Origin of the sequence: Nostoc sp. PCC 7524, from assembly GCF_000316645.1 — a bacterium.
Lineage (GTDB): Bacteria > Cyanobacteriota > Cyanobacteriia > Cyanobacteriales > Nostocaceae > Trichormus.
The window spans coordinates 4,900,876-4,919,907 of the sequence record NC_019684.1; the positions used below are offsets into that span (position 1 = coordinate 4,900,876).

The 19,032-nt window shown below is 43.0% G+C and carries 13 protein-coding genes; 5 read left to right on the forward strand and 8 right to left on the reverse strand.

Annotated elements, in window-relative coordinates; translation table 11 throughout:
* The first annotated feature begins 438 nt into the window (after nt 1-438).
* Nucleotides 439-1,044 carry a DUF3038 domain-containing protein gene (locus tag NOS7524_RS19770; RefSeq protein ID WP_015140257.1) on the forward strand — a complete coding sequence of 202 codons (606 nt, stop codon included), beginning with the start codon at nt 439-441 and terminating at the stop codon, nt 1,042-1,044.
* 25 nt (nt 1,045-1,069) lie between these two features.
* On the forward strand, nt 1,070-2,659 hold the full coding sequence (locus tag NOS7524_RS19775) for a DUF4335 domain-containing protein (RefSeq protein ID WP_015140258.1): 1,590 nt from the start codon (nt 1,070-1,072) through the stop codon (nt 2,657-2,659).
* Nucleotides 2,660-2,951: 292 nt separating this feature from the next.
* On the opposite strand, the gene NOS7524_RS19780 is transcribed toward NOS7524_RS19775, so the two are convergent.
* Entirely contained in the window at nt 2,952-3,941 is a 990-nt protein-coding gene (locus NOS7524_RS19780; RefSeq protein WP_015140259.1) for a DnaJ C-terminal domain-containing protein, read from the reverse strand.
* Nucleotides 3,942-4,147: 206 nt separating this feature from the next.
* Nucleotides 4,148-6,214 carry a molecular chaperone DnaK gene (gene dnaK / locus NOS7524_RS19785; protein WP_015140260.1) on the reverse strand — a complete coding sequence of 689 codons (2,067 nt, stop codon included), beginning with the start codon at nt 6,212-6,214 and terminating at the stop codon, nt 4,148-4,150.
* Nucleotides 6,215-6,515: 301 nt separating this feature from the next.
* Between dnaK and NOS7524_RS19790 the strand changes: the two genes are divergently transcribed.
* On the forward strand, nt 6,516-7,364 hold the full coding sequence (locus NOS7524_RS19790) for a M28 family peptidase (protein ID WP_015140261.1): 849 nt from the start codon (nt 6,516-6,518) through the stop codon (nt 7,362-7,364).
* 172 nt (nt 7,365-7,536) lie between these two features.
* On the opposite strand, the gene NOS7524_RS19795 is transcribed toward NOS7524_RS19790, so the two are convergent.
* Nucleotides 7,537-8,448, reverse strand: a complete 912-nt coding sequence (locus NOS7524_RS19795; protein WP_015140262.1) for a bestrophin family protein — start codon at nt 8,446-8,448, stop codon at nt 7,537-7,539.
* A gap of 439 nt (nt 8,449-8,887) precedes the next feature.
* Nucleotides 8,888-9,112: a hypothetical protein gene (locus NOS7524_RS19800; protein ID WP_015140264.1), complete on the reverse strand. Its 225-nt coding sequence runs from the start codon at nt 9,110-9,112 to the stop codon at nt 8,888-8,890.
* A gap of 118 nt (nt 9,113-9,230) precedes the next feature.
* Between NOS7524_RS19800 and NOS7524_RS19805 the strand changes: the two genes are divergently transcribed.
* Both NOS7524_RS19805 and NOS7524_RS19810 read left to right on the forward strand, forming a co-directional pair.
* Nucleotides 9,231-9,626 (forward strand): hypothetical protein, encoded by a 396-nt coding sequence (locus NOS7524_RS19805; protein ID WP_015140265.1) that lies wholly within the window; start codon nt 9,231-9,233, stop codon nt 9,624-9,626.
* Nucleotides 9,627-9,830: 204 nt separating this feature from the next.
* Entirely contained in the window at nt 9,831-13,514 is a 3,684-nt protein-coding gene (locus NOS7524_RS19810) for a hydantoinase B/oxoprolinase family protein (RefSeq protein WP_015140266.1), read from the forward strand.
* Between the two features lie 74 nt (nt 13,515-13,588).
* Here NOS7524_RS19810 and NOS7524_RS19815 read toward each other — a convergent pair whose 3' ends face one another.
* The 4 genes from NOS7524_RS19815 to NOS7524_RS19830 all read right to left on the reverse strand — a co-directional run bounded on the left by NOS7524_RS19815 (nt 13,589) and on the right by NOS7524_RS19830 (nt 19,014).
* Nucleotides 13,589-13,951 carry a hypothetical protein gene (locus NOS7524_RS19815; RefSeq protein WP_015140267.1) on the reverse strand — a complete coding sequence of 121 codons (363 nt, stop codon included), beginning with the start codon at nt 13,949-13,951 and terminating at the stop codon, nt 13,589-13,591.
* A gap of 717 nt (nt 13,952-14,668) precedes the next feature.
* A complete protein-coding gene (gene map / locus NOS7524_RS19820; RefSeq protein WP_015140268.1) occupies nt 14,669-15,496 on the reverse strand; it encodes a type I methionyl aminopeptidase in 828 nt (275 codons plus the stop codon).
* A gap of 163 nt (nt 15,497-15,659) precedes the next feature.
* The gene (locus NOS7524_RS19825; protein ID WP_442789481.1) at nt 15,660-16,064 is read right to left on the reverse strand and encodes a cupredoxin domain-containing protein; all 405 of its coding nucleotides are present in this window, start codon (nt 16,062-16,064) and stop codon (nt 15,660-15,662) included.
* A 115-nt stretch (nt 16,065-16,179) separates the two neighbouring features.
* Nucleotides 16,180-19,014 carry a M16 family metallopeptidase gene (locus NOS7524_RS19830; RefSeq protein WP_015140270.1) on the reverse strand — a complete coding sequence of 945 codons (2,835 nt, stop codon included), beginning with the start codon at nt 19,012-19,014 and terminating at the stop codon, nt 16,180-16,182.
* Nucleotides 19,015-19,032: the final 18 nt, after the last annotated feature.

Below are 19,032 nucleotides of genomic sequence, written 5' to 3' on the forward strand. Positions count from 1 at the left end.
CAACGTCTCTACAGAGACGATTTTCATTTGCATTGTTTAAGCAATAAATATAACTGGTGTTAGTTCCTAATTATTATCTTTTATGATTCCTATGCTGATGAAGCTGGCAATTAATAATTAAAAGTTAAATTATCCAGACATATTTATTTATACTTTTGTACTGAAATAGCAACCAAAGCAGGTAAATTTTACCAGCAAAGTTCACTTTTTCCACTGTTGAAAATAAATTTTCATCTAGTAGAGTAAGACAGTGACAATTGCTGTTTACCCAAAATAAGAAAAGCAAATGCAGTTAGGGAAGTAAGGGAAACAAGGGAGAATTTTCCTACCCCATGCCCCATCCCCCTGCCTTCTTACGGTACGGGAAACCAACTTTAAATATTCCTAGTCTGGTTTCAAAATGGGTAACAGCAACAGCCCCTATCAGCCTGATCACCTATGCTAAAAGTTATGCACTCGGCCGCTGATTCAGCCACTCCCAATGCCCAGTGGGTGGACTTAACTAAACTTCCCGACCCCAATATTGTCCAATGGGATAATATCAAAACCCAGTTAGACTTGGTGCTGTTGGCGCTAGAAACTTTAACTGGTATTGGTTCCGAGGCTATGCTCTCGGCAGCAACTGATCTGAATTTGGAGTCAAGAGTGCCAGACCGCGTTGCTTTATGGCGACTGCGACAGTCGAATCCCATACGCAAAGGTCAAGGAGGGCGAAAAAAACTAGATGTGGAAGAAGCGCGATCGCTTGTTTTAATCATCTGTCACCTCGCCAAACAGCACCAGGAATTGATTCGCCGTGCGGTGAGTCTACTAGAACAAATGGCGGAAAAAAATCGAGAACCTCATCAGGTGGCTTTACTTGGAGATTATATTGATGCTTTCTGCAATACCTACCAAGAGCGGATGGAAGAAGACGAGCAAATCTCGACGGATTTACTTACCAAGTTGGCACTCAAACTGCTTGTAGATTTAATGTTTTACAGCGCCCCTGGTGGACATCGCCGACTCTGGTTAGCACTCATAGATCGTTCCGCAAAATTTTGAAACAATCTCCCTTGCAGTTCCTGCTATGCCTCTAACAAATTCTGTCATTCGTCGCTACACACCTCCTACCTGCACACTAGAAGTATTAGCGCAAAGTTCCCCTTTGTCGCGATTGCTAGGAAAAACCGTACTCAAGCAATTAACTTTTGAGTTGCGCTTTGATGATCCGCAGTTGCCAGTAGAACGCAGGTTTCAAATTCGAGGCGATCGCGACCAACTCGAAGCTTTGTGTGATGCTGTCACTACTTACGTACAGGAAATTCTGCAACAATCACCGGAAAGCTTTTGGTTCAGTTTCTCCGGTCTTCAAGATTCAACTAAAGTATCTCAAGACACAGAATTAACAGATTTTCAGCAAGCCCCTTTATTAGCTAAGACATCAAAATCATTTACAGCCCCAATACCAGGGACAAAAATCTACTTAGAATCTAACAGTTATTTAACACACAATTTATATCTTGGTTCTCTTGCTAATCCAGATTCTGGGTCTGTTATTCAACTGAGTCTATTACAACTGTTCGATTTGGCAACTGCCCTAGATGAATATGCAGCAGATGTCATGACATTACCCACCCTGAATGAAAGTAGTTCAGTAGTACGCTTGCCTAATTGGGTTCCCATCGCAGCAATGTTAGTCATAGCTGTAGGTTTAACGCCTTTGACTTGGCAATATGCTAGTAACACCAGGCAAAAACAACAGCAGACAGCTAAAACGACCACACCACAAGAAGAATCCGTTGCGCTACAACCTGCCCCCTCACCTAACTTTCCTGTACCTCAAACTCAACTCACTCCTCCCTATAATGTTTCATCGCTACCTTTAGGTTCTACTCCTCAAGTACCACCCAATAGCAATTTTCCTACCACAACCCTGACATCTCCTGACCAAAATCTCACCTCAAATCCTGAGTTAGCTCCTAATTCCGTCGCTTCAACACAGACAGCAAATTTACCTCCAACACAAATTCCACCGTTGTCTGGCAACTCATCGAGTAACATCCCAGGTCAACAAATCGCTATTCAACCCAATCCCATAGGGACAAACAACTCGGCTGAATCTGCTCTTCCCATCAGGCGAAATTTACCTCCGAGATTGTCTTCTACACCCGCACCTGTTCCGCCACCACTAGCTACTCTACCTAATGCCAGTGGTAACAACACCATTCCTCAAACCTACTCACCAGTCAATTCACAACAGTCGCAAGCTAGATTAAATTCCGCAGCAACTACCCCCTCGGAAGTGGCTGATGCCAACTCATTAATAGCAAGATTGAGGGGTGAATCTAACACTACACCCACAGAAGTATCTGTCAACAGTAGCAGTACACTATTTGATACACCACAGGTAGTAGAAGCCAGAGAATTTTTGCAGAGACGCTGGCAGCCACCCACAGGATTTACCCAAACTCTAGAATATAGTTTGATTTTGGGTGTTGATGGCTCAATTGAACGCATCTTACCTTTAGGAAAATCCGCCAGAGATCACTTTGATGCAGTGGGAATGCCTGCTATTGGCGCACCTTTTGTTTCTGCTAATCGCTACGGACAAAATACCAGAATTAGAGTTCTTCTCAGTCCAGATGGCAGGGTACAGACTTTTCCTGAACGTGATTAGTTATTAGTCAATAGTCATTAGCTATGACTATTGACTATTTCAAATTCCAGAATGGCGTTGATGCCAATTATCAAACTGGTACAATTTTTGTGCCAGTTTTTAGTTTATCTCAGTGGTGTTGACTAACTTTTAACTTGTATAGCTGTAGTCAATGAGATTAGGACATCAGAAATCATAAAACCATTACCATCAGAGACTTTTAAACCTGTCACCTGTCACCTGTCACCTGTCACCTGTCACCTGCCATAAATAACGAAAGGAATTTTGAGAATAGCTGTGAAATTTTGCCTACTTAACCGATTAAGTCAGCGCGAGGCTTAAAGGTTTCAATTTGCCGTAACTTTTCATACAGTTCCCGTTCTTCCTGACTAATATTTTTCGGGGTAACTATTTGAATTTCGACTAATTGATCCCCACGTTTACCATTTTCGGCAGGATAGCCTTTATTGGCCAAGCGGAATCTTTGTCCAAATCTGACTCCAGGCGGGATGGTCATTTTCACAGGCCCGTCGAGGGTTGGTGCTTCTACCTGTCCACCTAAGACGGCTTCCGAGGGAGTGACTGGGACTTGGCAAACTATATTTGAGCCTTCTAGTTTAAATAATGGATGGGGTTCAACGGTAATTTTTAAATAGAGATCACCGCCGCCAATGCCTTGATTTCGCAGGCGGACACTTTGCCCTGTCACCATACCTGGAGGCATATTCACCTCTAGCGATCGCCCATCTTCTAAACGAATGCGTTCTTTACCACCCAAATAAGCTTTTTCTAAGGGTAGGGTTAATCTTGCTTCGATATCTCGACGTGTGGGACGAGGTGGGTTTTTGGGAACTGTGTACTCAACTCGGCTTTTGGGAGAACGAAACGGATCGGTAGTGGTGCTACTTGTACCATTTCTGGTATCTCGACGCGCACCAACACCAACGACTTGATTAATAAAGTCTTCAAAATTAGAGAACTGACTGGGGTCTACATTTTGATTACCATTGCGTTCGCCAGTACGTTCCCAAGCTTTGGGTTTTGGTGCTTGTTTACTAAAGCCTTTTTGCTTCCAGTAGCGGCTAAACTGGTCGTACTGGGCGCGTTTAGCTGTGTCGGAGAGGACTTCATAAGCCTCACCGATATCTTTAAACTTTTCTTCTGCGGCTTTATTTCCTGGATTGAGATCAGGGTGATACTGTCTGGCTAAACGTCGATAATTCTTCTTAATTTCTTCATTGGTAGCATCTTTAGCTACTCCCAAAATTTCATAGTAATCGCGGAAATTCTGCAAATTTTGCATATTCATTTATTTAACTTTTAAATTTTAGATTTTGGTAATCGTTAATTAGTAATGAATAATATCAATGTTCAATTACTAATTACTAATTACCAATGGCTAAATCCGAATTGTGAATTAAGTTCAGAAGGAAGAGTCCATAGTCCATAGTTCATGGTCATTGGGCATGGGATTTTTCTCCTGCTTCCCAATCCCCAATCCCCAAAACACTACAGCCAATCATCATCATCATCCCAGTTATCCTGATAACTTGGGCGGGAAGGACGGCGTGATGGACGACTGTCATAGGGAGAACGGCTATCTCTTCCGTAATCTTGGTTGTAATCTCGTCCGAAGTTATCCCGTTGTCGATAGTTATCGCGGTAATTGTCTCGGTAATAGTCGCGATCGCGTTCTTTTTCTTTGTCGCCTGTAAAGATGTCCTTAATGGTGCTGAATAAGTCGTCGTCTTCATCTTCAGCATAATACTCACGGACTTCCCGATTTAGCTCATAGAGAGCATCTTGCAGGTCGGCGTAGGCTTGATCGATGCCGCGATCGTCTTTTTCTTGCAGACTCTCTCGCAGTTCTCGGCAAATGTTATCAATACGTTGGCGGCGACTACGGGCAAACTGCATTCCAAATTCTAAGGCGACTTCTCGCAGTTGTCGTTCTGCTTGGAGAATTAAGGCCTCAGAACGGGTACGTTTTTCTACCCTTTCTTTGCGTTCCCGGTCGATGTCAGCATATTTTTGTGCATCCTGAATCATCCGGTTGATTTCGCCTTCACTCAAGGTAGAAGCACCTTGAATGGTAATACTTTGCTCCCGTCCTGTGGTTCTATCTAAAGCTGATACCTGTAAAATCCCGTTAGCATCGATATCAAATGATACTTGAATTTGGGGTATACCTCTGGGGGCTGGCGGAATACCATAGAGTTTGAAGCGTCCCAGCGATTTGTTATCTACGGACATTTCCCGTTCACCTTGGACAACATGGATTTCCACACTGTTTTGGTTATTTTCGGATGTGGAGAAAATATCAGAACGGCGGACGGGGATGGTAGTGTTGCGGGGAATGAGTTTTTTCATTACACCGCCAATTGTTTCTAAGCCCAAGGACAGGGGTGTGACATCTAATAACAGCACATCTTTAAATTCTCCGGCGAGAATGCCTGCTTGAATGGCTGCACCCATAGCGACGACTTCATCCGGGTTGACATTTTCGCTAGGGTCAATGCCAATCATATCCCGCACCAGTTGTTTTACCATTGGCATTCGTGTCGAACCACCCACTAACACGACTTCTTCAATGTCATCGGGGCGTAAACCGGCATCTTTTAAAGCCCGTTTAACTGGTGTGCGGATGCGTCCTAATAAGTCACTACATAAACCTTCAAACTGGGCGCGTGTCAGGCGAGTTTCTAAATGTTTGGGGCCGTCTTCTGTGGCGGTAATGAAGGGTAAGTTAATGTCGGTGACGCTGACGGCAGAAAGTTCAATTTTGGCTTTTTCTGCGGCTTCCATCAGACGTTGTAAGGCTTGGCGATCGCGTCGCAAGTCTACACCTTCTGCTTCTAAAAATTGTTCTGCTAACCAATCAACGACTTTCTTATCAAAGTCATTACCACCTAGTTGGGTATCGCCACTGGTAGCTTTAACTTCAAATACCCCATCGCCTACTTCCAGAATTGATACGTCAAAAGTTCCACCACCCAAGTCAAAGACTAAGATGGTTTCCGTATCACCCCTGTCTAAGCCATAAGCGAGAGATGCGGCTGTTGGTTCATTGAGAATCCGCAACACCTCTAACCCAGCAATTCTGCCCGCATCACGGGTTGCCTGTCTTTGGGAATCATTAAAATAAGCGGGAACTGTAATTACTGCCCCGGTGACGGCTGCGCCTAAGTAAGTGCTGGCATCATCTGCCAACTTTTTCAGCACCATTGCCGAAATTTCTTCTGGGGCAAAGTCTTTATTCAGTCGAGGACAGGCGATTTTGATGTTACCTACTTCGTCTTTGCGGATAGTATAGGGTACACGCTTCGAGTCTGGGCTGAGTTCGCCATACCTGCGCCCAATAAAGCGTTTGACTGCAAAAAAAGTATTTTGAGGGTTGAGGACTGTTTGTCGCCGTGCCATTTGCCCAACCACCCTTTCGCCTTCTTTGCTGAAGCCTACAACGGAGGGGGTTGTTCGCATTCCTTCTGCATTGGCAATCACCACCGGCTTGCCACCCTCCATTACGGCGACTACTGAGTTGGTTGTACCCAAGTCGATGCCGACTACCTTGCCCATGCGTTACTCTTCTCCTAAGTGTGTCTTATACATTGATCATGATTGGGCAGAACTGCCTCTAGCTTGCTGCTACAGGGTGCAATTGCCTCAATGGTATAATAGTCATCATCAAGGCAACAATTGGAAGAATTAAAGCTTGAGGAGTTAGTTGCAAGACTAGGATAACATTGACCACGCTTAGTATGTCCTAGCGGTCTGGAATCTTGTAGACCATTTATTCAACTTCATGACACCTTCAAGTTGGGAAATCCACCCAGACAATATTTGTTTTTTACTTTGATATTACAACTGTACTAAACACTTGAATTTAAAAGAGAGATTACACAATTACCTCAACGAGATTGCACGAGAACGTGATCCTTACATGGCGAGTGCAGGACATTTTTTTGTCCAAGAATATATCCGCCAGGAATTGGCTCAATGGGGAAGTGTGGAAATCCACACCTTTCAAGTGGGAAATAAAAATTGTCATAATCTCATCCTCAATTTACCCGCCCAATCTGGAACTCAAAAACAGGATTTACCACCAATTTTAATTGGCGCACACTATGATGCTGTACCTGGAACGTCAGGGGCTGATGATAATGCCACAGGTGTGGCGGTGTTATTGGAGTTAGCCAGAAAGTTTGCCGCTCAACCCGTCAAATACCCCTTGCGGTTGGTGGCTTTCGATATGGAAGAGTATGGTTTGTTGGGTAGTGCTGACTATGCGGCTTTACTGCGACAACAACAGCAACCGTTACGCCTGATGATGTCTTTAGAAATGTTGGGATATCGGGATTTTACTCCGGGTTCGCAGAGATATCCTGCCCCACTGGAAAGGTTTTATCCCAATACAGGTGATTTTATTGCCTTAATTGGCAATTTACGCACAATCCCTGACTTAATTGGTATGAGTCGTAGTATTCGTCAAGCTGGTATATCCAGTCAATGGCTACCAGTACCCAAAAGGGGTTCAATCGTTCCCCAAACTAGATTAAGTGATCATGCACCGTTTTGGGATGCAGGTTATCCAGCCATAATGGTGACAGATACAGCCTTTTTGCGAAATCCTCATTATCATCAAGCGAGTGATGCGATCGCCACCCTTGATTTAGATTTTCTCACAGGTGTGTGCGAAGGCTTAGAAATAGCTATCCGGCGACTGTAATTGAGAGAACTTCATTGACTAAACGTACAAACCAATCTCTCTGTGTCATACTCTGCGCTTACCTCCCTTTGGGTGGCGCTCCTAGCGTCGCTAACGCTGCGCTAACACCAGTCGTCTACGGAGGGAAACCCTCCTACAACGCTGGTTCACCACGCTCCCTTTGCGTTTATGATCATGGCTTTCCACCCATCATAGATAAACGCACATTGGGAGACAAACTAATTAAATCTTCAATATTCCGCTTCATCGTGAGACAAATCGCATCTAATGGTAAATCATTAGCATCATAACCAAAGGGATTTTCTATTTCTAAACCAATGGCTTCTATCCCGAATAAAGTAAAACTGACTATCCCCACAAATAAACCAGTCCACCAGCCTAAATTCTCTACCATTTGAAAAGGTAAGAGCAAACAGTAAAGTAACAACAATTGTTTTAAGTGAATGGAATAAGCTAAAGGCATAGGTGTTTTTAAAATCCGTTCACAAGCTCCTAAATTATCAACCAAATTGTTTAATAATTCTTGGATAGAAGTTAGTTGATAACTGTTTAAGCAATTACGAGTATATTGCTGCTGCAAATAATCTCCAATCCAAAAGGCTATTTCTAGGGGAGGATTATTCATGGTTTGCAGCTTGAAATATTTAGAAGGTGAGATTAAGTCTTCTAATTCCTGATTGATGCGTTCTCCGCGTAAATGCAATTTAGTAGCTACTGCAAAAGCTACTAATAAATATAAAACTGCGATTTTAGTTTCTTTATCTTTCGTTCCTTTTTCATCCACAGATACCCAAATTTGTCTGGCTATATTCCGGGTATTATTGACTATCGAACCCCAGCATTTTCTGCCATCCCAAAAACGATCATAAGCGGTATTTGTGCGGAAGACCAGTAATAAACCTAAAACAATACTAGGAATAACACTACTTAAAATTGGTTGAGATACAGGTATTTTTAAGAAATAAAGTAGAGAAACTAAGACACCAAATAAGGCACAGCAAATAACACGTTTGTAAATTGCTGAAATAACTGAACCTTTAAGTTGAAAAGCGATTTGAAACCAATGCTTTTTTTCAACAGTCATCTTGTTAACCTAAAACGTTTAGTAAATATTCTGATAACTTACAAAATCATAACTCTGTATATACCACAACTGGTATTGAGGAATTTACCATAACTGGGGCATCAGTATGAGTAAGGCGATCGCTCCATCAATAACCAGAATCCCGACTGGTTAAAAATTTGGCGTTCTGAGTCTGGTTTGAGATCAACTGCGATCGCCAATCAATATCATTCCTGTTCTAAAATCCTTGGTTTTTTCTAAGGCTTTAGTGGCGACTACAAAGCCAATGGCGATCGCAGCAGTAGTTAAGGGTTTCATGTGCCACTTTACTTAGGTAGATCCTATTTCTTTATTAACACACGGCTTCTATGTGTATTTTCGCAATTTAGCGTAAAATTTAGATGTAATGCTCATTCTCACTGAAGGGATGCGATCGCACTTTATGAATACGCACTACTAACTAACTGTCTTTGGGTGTAATCATCTTCGTACACCACAGGCGATCGCAGACAATAAAATTAATTTCGTTACCAACGTAATTGATTTTGTTACCACACAATTCAGTTTCGTTACCAACGTAATTGATTTCGTTACCACACAATTCAGTTTCGTTACCAACGCAATTGATTTTGTTACCACAAGATTCAGTTTCGTTACGAATGCGAGTTGTTTTCAGTATTATCACTAAATAACATTAATTAACTTGTTGTAAAAAATACAAATATTTGTGAATTCTGCTGACCCAGAAACTTAGCTTTGTAGGTCAAGCTAGTATTGGAAACCTACAAACCAGAGTGCATTCTATGTCTCGAAAGAAAAGTACATCCCCAATTATCGAAAAAGTTGAATTAAGATGCTCAGGACTCAGAGCAATTGATCCCAACATGGATTTTGGGGATGGACGCAACTTACAAAACATGAGCCTAATCATTGATAAATTACGCACTAAAATTGATGGCTACAATACTGCACTAGCGGTAATTAATTCCTCTAAAAATGAAATTAAAGAGTTAGAAAAAGTTTTGGGCGACCTCTCGGAAAAAATGTTAATTGGAGTTGCATTTAAGTACGGCAAGGATAGCAAAGAATATGAAATGGCTGGTGGAGTTCGTAAGAGTGAACGCATTCGCAGAAGCACATTCAGCCGCATCAAGGCAAGTACAGAAGAAGTGACTACTGAAGATACTCAAACGGCATAATGCCGGAGGTAGGGGGCGAGAGAGTTTTAATCTAGTGTATCTTGATTAACATATTTGTGTTTTTCCCCCCGACTTACTCAGAAAATGTCATTACGAACTGCGAATTGCGATCTTCGGAGCAGGGCGTTAGTCCATTGCAAATTGGTATAAGTTGCACATCGCGCTAATCTACAAATAGCGGTGCTGGCAATTGAGGAACTGACAATGGCTTGGGAATTTTGGATTGATCGTGGCGGTACGTTTACTGATATTGTGGCGAAGCGTCCCGATGGCAAGATATTAATTCACAAGCTGTTGTCGGAAAATCCTGAACGCTATACTGATGCAGCAGTGCAAGGGATTCGGGAAATTTTAGGAATCGCTACAGATGCAGCCATTCCCGCCAATCAAATTGCTGCCGTGAAAATGGGGACGACTGTGGCAACAAATGCCCTATTAGAAAGAAAAGGCGATCGCACAGTCTTAGTAATCACTAAAGGTTTTCGAGATGCGCTGCGAATCGGTTATCAAAACCGTCCCGATATCTTTGCCCGTCAGATTATTTTGCCAGAAATGCTGTATGAGCAGGTCATTGAGGCAGAAGAACGCTACAGCGCCCAAGGTGAGGAATTAACCCCCGTCAATCTAGAGGTTATTCGTCCCCAATTGCAAGCAGCATTTAATCATGGGATTCGTGCTTGTGCGATCGCTTTCATGCACGGCTACCGCTACACTGAACATGAAAAACAGGTTGCTGCTTTAGCCAGAAGTATTGGTTTTACTCAAGTTTCCGTATCTCACGAAGTCAGCCCTTTAATGAAATTAGTCAGTCGGGGTGACACGACTGTCGTTGATGCTTACTTATCCCCGATTCTGCGACGTTACATAGATCAGGTTGCAAGTCAGTTAGGTGACGAGGTAGAGAAGGGGGACAAGGTTGCAATTCTTCCCAGTCCCCAGTCCCCAGTCCCCAGTCCCCACTCCCCCACTATCATGTTCATGCAATCCAATGGGGGACTTGCTGATGCTGAGAACTTTCAAGGGAAGGACAGTATTTTATCAGGGCCAGCCGGTGGAATTGTTGGGGCTGTGCAGACAAGTTTAATGGCAGGATTTAACAAGATTATCAGCTTTGATATGGGTGGTACATCTACAGATGTCGCCCATTTCAACGGCGAGTATGAACGCACCTTTGAAACGGAAGTTGCAGGGGTACGTCTACGCACACCTATGATGGCAATTCACACCGTTGCTGCTGGTGGTGGTTCAATTGTGCAGTTTGATGGTTCTCGTTATCGGGTGGGGCCAGAATCAGCCGGAGCAAATCCTGGCCCTGCTTCCTACTCCAAAGGGGGGCCGTTAACGGTGACGGATTGCAATGTGATGGTGGGGAAGTTGCAACCAGAGTTTTTTCCCAAAGTTTTCGGGCTGAATGCTGATTTACCGCTAGATGCAGAGGTGGTGCGAGCAAAATTTACGCAGTTGGCGGCGGAAATTGGTGATTCCAGGAAACCAGAGGCAGTGGCGACGGGATTTTTAGCGATCGCAGTTGATAAAATGGCGAATGCGATTAAAAAAATCTCTCTCCAGCGTGGTTATGACGTTTCCGAATATACGCTGTGTTGTTTTGGCGGTGCGGGTGGACAACACGCTTGTTTAATTGCTGATGCTTTGGGGATGCAGCAAGTGTTTATTCATCCCTACGCTGGGGTATTGTCAGCTTATGGTATGGGTTTAGCTGATGTGCGGGCAATGCGGGAACAGTCTGTAGAAAGTGTTTTAAGTGATGATGTCCTGTCTGAACTAGAGTTAGTATTTGCGGAATTGGCAAAACAAGGACAGCAAGAACTCAACCATAGAGTTACAGAAGTAGAAGAAAAAACAGATATTTATCGTCAGGTGCATTTGCGCTACGAAGGAACAGACGCGTCGTTAATTGTCGATTTTGGTGAGATAACAACGATGCAGAGGCAATTTGAAAATTTGCATCGTCAACGTTACGGGTTTATCGTCCCAGAGAAGCGGCTGATTGTAGAAGCGGTAGCTGTGGAAGTAGTAGCGAGACATGATGCACCACAAGAAGCCATCGTCTCACGCCGGGATAATCAACCACCAGCTGCCGTTGCGACTGTACAGATGTACACGGCTGGCGCATGGCATTCTACACCCGTATATCAGCGAGAGGATTTACAACCAGGAGATGATATTTCCGGCCCGGCAATCATTGTAGAACCAACGGGTACAAACGTGATTGAACCCCATTGGCAAGCAGAATTAACTCATCGTAATCATCTAGTTTTACAGCGAGTCACCACCAAATCCCCACTCCCTACTCCCCACTCCCCACTCCCCACCCAAAGAGATCCCGTAATGCTGGAGATATTTAATAATTTATTTCGAGCGATCGCTGAACAAATGGGGATAACCTTACAAAATACCAGTTCCTCAGTCAACATCAAGGAAAGGCTAGATTTCTCCTGCGCGATTTTTGATAGTTCTGGACAGTTAGTCGCCAACGCACCCCATATTCCCGTGCATCTAGGTTCCATGAGTGAAAGCGTCCAAGCTTTAATTACAGCCTATGGCGACACCATCAAACCCCTAGATGTCTTTGTTTCCAACAACCCCTACAACGGTGGAACTCACCTCCCAGATATCACCGTCATTACCCCAGTCTTCCCCGACTCCCGACTCCCTCATCCCCACTCCCCCCTCTTCTACGTCGCCTCACGGGGACATCATGCAGATATCGGCGGCATCACTCCGGGTTCCATGCCTCCCAATAGTAAAAATGTCACAGAAGAAGGAATATTATTAGATAATTTCCAGTTAGTCAAAGCTGGTGAATTCCGAGAAATAGAATTAAGAAAATTATTAGCGAGTGAACCCTATCCAGCCAGAAATATCAATCAAAATATTGCCGATTTAAAAGCTCAAATTGCTGCTAATGAACGCGGTGTGCAAGAACTTCTACACATGGTAGAGCATTACGGTTTAGCCACAGTACAAGCTTACATGGGGTTTGTGCAAGACAACGCCGAAGAATCTGTACGCCGAGTCATTGAAGTATTAAAAGATGGTAGCTTTAACTATGCTTTAGATGATGGTAGCCAGATTCAAGTTGCTATCACTATTAATCGAGAAAATCGCAGTGCAAAAATTGATTTTACAGGCACATCACCCCAGCAATTAAATAATAATTTCAACGCTCCGGCAGCAGTTTGTAAAGCCGCAGTTTTATATGTATTCCGCACCTTAGTAGATGATGATATTCCCTTGAATGCAGGCTGTCTCAAACCATTAGAAATTCTCATTCCCGAAGGGTGTATGTTAAATCCCCGTTATCCTGCGGCGGTGGTGGCGGGAAATGTGGAAACTTCCCAAGCCATTACAGATACTTTGTATGGTGCATTGGGTGTGTTAGCTGCTTCTCAAGGCACAATGAATAACTTTACCTTTGGCAATGAACACTATCAATATTATGAAACTATCTGCGGTGGTTCCGGTGCAGGTGCAGATTTTGCGGGTACAGATGCAGTCCACACCCATATGACAAATTCCCGCCTTACTGATCCTGAAGTCCTAGAATGGCGATTTCCAGTAATTTTGGACAGTTTTGGTATTCGTCATCATAGTGGCGGTAAAGGTCAAAATAGTGGCGGTAATGGGGTAATTCGTCGCCTCCGTTTTCTAGAACCAATGACAGCCGGAATTTTAGCAAATCACCGCGTTGTTGCGCCTTTTGGTTTATGCGGTGGTGAAGCGGGGAAAGTGGGGAGAAATTATGTGGAAAGAAGTAATGGCACTGTGGAGGAATTAAGCAGCAAAGCAGTAGTGGAGATGAATTCTGGAGATGTGTTTGTGATTGAAACTCCTGGGGGTGGGGGGTATGGGTTGAGACGAGAGTAAAACGCAGATGAACGCAGATGAACGCAGATGAATTACATTGGGGTTTTGATACCGCGATCGCTACGTTTCTTCTACTAAAACTCTAGGTATTTACAATTTTCATCCTCCACAAGCTTACGCAAACTTTGCAGGGTTTTCAGCTTATAGGTGGCTTTTGTGTATTCTTGCTTTGAGGGGGAATCACCTAAATTTTTCAGCACATCATCACTTTCTTGAACAATTGTATCTCGCAAGAAGTCGCTAAACTTTCTGCGATTTCCACCCTCAAGGGGAATAACAGAAGTTTTAACAGCTTCTCCATCAGGTTTCATCTCCATTTCTTGAGGTTCTGCAATCCTAGAAAAGTCTGATTGCTGTAGCCACTCGTAAAAGTTCTGTGAAACGTCAACTGCTTCTACGGTCGCTTTGTCTTGTGAGTAGAATACTATATCTAACATTAGCCTTCCTCCTGAGCTTCAGATTCCATAAACAGCTTCTCTGGGACATTTTCTGCATATGCTACATCATGCTCATCAAAGAGTTTCTTTGCTGGCTTTGTAATTATCCCTGTGGTTAAGACAGCAGATACACCTCCCTTATTAATAATCTTTTTTGCTAAGGTTGAATCAATCTGTTTACGAGTTTTAATCTCAATATAGGATTCATATTTGATTTATGAAAAAAAATCCGTACACTCAAAAATCCCTCTTTCCTACTCCCTACTCCCTACTCCCTACTCCCTGCCTACGCAGATAATTTCAAAAATCAAAGCGGATTCCTATAGAGCTTTTATATCACCTGTTTTGAAGGTGCGACGTTTATAAACCTTATATAGCTGCTCTAACTCTTTATCTTTAGGAGTGTAGTTAATCGGCTGACTTAAATATTCAATATAAGCCCGAAACTCATCCTTTTCTAAAGTTGTATCAACAGAATTCTTGATCGAAAACCTCGTTTAACTACTGCTTTGCCAAACTGTTCAAAAGTCACTTCTGGACAATCGGAAAAGTCAATATCCTGATCATTCATAGTATCCAGTCGTTGCCAATCAGTCTGAGATTTGCTCGCAATAGGTTCGTTGTTCATATTTTAGTTCAACAATTTTCGGCATCCAGTCAATAAAAAGCGATCGCACCTGACTAATGCGATCGCTCTTTAATCTCTTGCTTGCTAAATTAAACTTTGGTGCGATCAGTCAAAATTTCATAACCTGTGTCTGTCACCAAAACTGTATGTTCAAACTGTGCTGACAAGGAATTATCGACAGTTACAGCCGTCCATCTATCTGATAATGTTCTGGTGTGTTTAGAACCGGCATTTAAAATTGGTTCAATCGCCAGAGTCATCCCTGCGCGCAGTTTAACATTAGGCATTTCCCGTGTACGGAAGTTAAACACAGAAGGTTCTTCGTGTAAATTGCGTCCTACACCATGTCCGGTGAATTCTTCCACCACACTATAACCATTGGCTTTGACATGATCTTCAATTGCGCCAGCCAAATCCAGCAGATATGCACCAGCTTTTACTTGTTCAATGCCTTTATAAAGTGCTTCTTCAGCAACACGAATCAGTCTAGCGGCTTCTGGGGTAACTTCACCCACGGCGATAGTAATACAGGAATCACCATGAAACCCTTGATAATAAGCACCTGTATCTACTTTTAATACATCCCCAGCCCGAATTACTTTTTTAGGACTAGGGATACCATGCACAACTTCATTATTGATACTGGAGCAGATAGAACCAGTAAAACCATGATATCCCTTAAAACTGGGGGTTGCGTCCATTTCACGGATGCGTTTTTCCGCATAAGCATCCAAATCAGCCGTAGTCATTCCTGGCTTGACTAACTCCGAAATTTCTTTAAGGACAGTTGCCACAATTTTCGCTGATTGCCGCATAATATCAATTTCACGCGGCGATTTAATTTCAATACCCCGGCGTTGTTTGGGTGATGTTGTAGGCTTAGGTGCTTGAGACAGTAAGTTGGTGAGGATGTTCATGGAAAGTTAGTGATTACTTGCGCCTTACCGCTAAATTACAGTGTTTTACCTAAAGTTTAGTTGAGAAATACTATCCATATTTACGTTAGCTTATTTTTTGTTGCGAATTAGTCATTAGTCATTAGGCATTAGACATTGGATTTTCCTCCTCTGCTCCCCTGCCTCACTTACTAGCGATCGCAATTTCCCCTGTCATCCCTGCTTCCGTATGTCCAGGGATAGAACAGCGTAAATTATATTTTCCTGGCTTCATTGGCACAAATACCCATTCGGCTGTTGCGCCTGGTTTTAGTTCCAGTTCATGGATTGCGCCTTTAATCTCCACTTTCCCGGCTTCGACTTTTTGTGTCCAGATACCGTCAGCAAAATCTTTCGCTGTAAAGTAGTGCTTCATTTGACTGGGATTAGTTAACCGCAGTTGATACCGTTTCCCCGCTACAAAGTCTAAATGATTCGGCTCAAACTTAAGTTCGTTAGCACCATTACCTAAACTCACGGTAACTTCTGTAGCAGGTAGCTTGAGTAAATCACCAGTATAATTTGCCGCGATCGCTGGACTACCAATCATCAAACCCAGACAAACCAACAATCCCAAAATCACACAGCCACGCCAAACTAATTTCACCATAGTATACTCCGCGTAACTTTGCGCGTACCTCTGCGCCACTCTGCGTTTCTACTCATTATCTAACACTTTGGTTAGCCAACATAGCCGGGCCTGCTGTCACCACAACCAAGTTATCAGGATGCAATAACTCACGAGCAGCTTGATTAACATCCGCCAAAGTAACTTGCTCAATCTTCTGGCTATAAGTATGTAATTCCCCTGTGTCTAACCCATACACCTGATTCATCAAGATTGTAGTGATTAACTCCTCTGGATCTGCTAAAGAAACCTTATAGCTACCAATCAGACTACGTTTAGCTGTCTCTAATTCTGTAGCTGTGACACCATGTTGATGAATTTCCTGAAGGAGTTTGCGGGTACTAGCGATCGCCTGATTCGCATCTTCTGGACTGGTTTGCATTTCAATCCAAAATGTCCCAAAATCTTTTTCGGCTTGGAAGTGGCTAAAAATTCCGTAAGTCAAACCTTGGCGATCGCGTACTTCTGCTCCGAGACGACTAGATAATGTATCCCCCCCTAAAATTTGATTTAAAACCAAAGCTGCGTAAAATCTGGGATCTTGACGTTTGATACCTGTATAACCCATGTAAGTAATAGCTTGAGCTTTACCGGGAACAACAGGATTCACCCGCACAATACTGCTAGGGTTGGAAACTTGGGGATATTCTACACTTGGTGGTTCACCACTAACGCGCCAATCACCAAATTCTGCTTCTATGAGAGATCGCACTTGTTCTGGTGCAAAATCTCCAGCGATCGCCAATACCATCGTATCTGGACGATAGTATTGATTTTGGAAAGCAACAACATCTTTTTTTCTAATGCGTCGTAAACTCTCCTGCGTCGGAAATTTGTGGAGAGGATGTTTTGTAGGGTAAATCGATTGTAAAAAGATTCGTCTAGCTACTGCTGAAGGATCATCTAACTCTTGCTTGAATTCTGTGAGAGCTTGTTGTCGATTCAATTCCAAATCTTTTTGGGGAAATGTACTATGTTTAATGGCATCAGCTAAGGTGTGGATTAAAACAGGCAAATCTTCAGCGAGACTATTACCCTCAATTTCTACACCATTGCGGTAAGCGGCAAAGTCCAAAGTCGCTCCCCTGTCTTCTAAAGCTTGCGCCAAGGTGGAGGCGTTTTTGGTTTTAGTCCCATCCATCAAGCTATCTGCTACCAGTGAGGCTAATCCAGCTTGTTCCACTGGATCAAATTCTGTACCTGCTTTGATATAACCACTTAAAGTGATGGTGGGTGTTGAGCGATCGCTCAACAATAATACCTGTAAACCATTAGCTAATTTAAATTGCTGTGGTAGTTTCAGCGTAGTGTTGGGGGAATTACTTTGAACAGTATCAATGGCTGGTAGATACTGCATCATCTCAGCCAGTGGCACAGGCGAATTACTTGATAAATTTTCTGTAGTTTGTCGTGGTGAGTGTTTTCCACCAATTTCCTTACTTTGACTGATAATTGGTTGAAAAATCCCCACAGTTTGGGCAGACTTGGACAGATATTTGTTTAATACATCCACAACATCGGCGGTGCTAACTTGACGAACGGCTGCTAAATAATAATCTGTGAAGCGATAATCACCAGTAGTTGTCTCATCATTGCCTAATTGCATGGCTTGATCGGTGATACTACGGTTACTCAAAATTGTGGCAGCTTCTAACTGTCTTTTAGCTCTAGCTAATTCTGCGGCTTTTACTCCTTTAGTTAGTTTGGCGATCGCATTATTCAACACCGACTCAATTTTAGTCAAATCTTGGTCAGGATCTGCTGTCACCGATAACTCATACCAACCAGCCTGTTCTAAAGTCACTACCGAACCAGATATATCAGTGGCTAAACCCGATTCTATCAAGGCTTGATACAGTCGAGAATTTCTCCCTTCCGTCAAGATATAATCAGCTACCTCTAAAGCTGCTATATCTTGGTGATTTGCTTGTGGTAGCGGATAGATAGCTTTTAATAATGTTGTCGATCCTGGTTCTCGGAGGATGATGGGGTTGGGAACTGGGGATTGGTGACTGGGGAATGGGAACTGGGATTTTTGGCTATGGACTCTTGACTGTTGACTCTTGGGGATATTACCAAAAATTTCTTTCACAGCTGCTAAAGTTTTGTCAGCTTGGCAATCGCCAACAATTACTAAGACTGCGTGATCGGGATGATAAAACTGTTGATAATATTTCCGTATTTGCTCAACCTGGAATTTTTCTACATCTGCCTTAGTTCCCCCCACAGGTAAACCATAACCATGATTGGGAAATACTGACCGCAGAATAGCACGATTAAGACGATATTCCGGGCTATTTTCATAACCCTGCAATTCGGAAATGACTACTCGCTTCTCGCTAGCTAGTTGTTCACTATCCATCAGAGCATTTTGCATTCTATCTGCTTCTAGAACTAACAATGCTTTGAGCTTTTCTCGTTCTACCGTACCATAATAAGCTGTTTGGTCATAGCTAGTAAAAGCATTTGAGTCGCTACCTAAAGCACTCAACAACCAACCAAATTGCGTCGGACGGTTGGCTGTGCCTTTAAACATCATATGTTCGAGTTGGTGGGCAATGCCATTAACTCCCGGTGCTTCGTGGCGTGAACCGAACTTATACCAAACTTGCACACTCACAACCGGAGCTGTGTGTACTTCCTTAATTAATACAGTGAGTCCATTTTCCAGCACTGTCTTCTGGACGTTTTCTGTTAATTTCAAATCTTGATGATTTTTAGCCACTAATGTTACTGGGTGATTAACTCGACTAGAGCTATTTATATGTTGACTTTCAGCAAGTTCATTGCCAAGAAATAATACCGCAACTAATGAAATCACAAACAGCAACAAATAGAAACGGTATCTATAGCAAGCTGATAATACAGACATTTATTTGGTAGATGTATA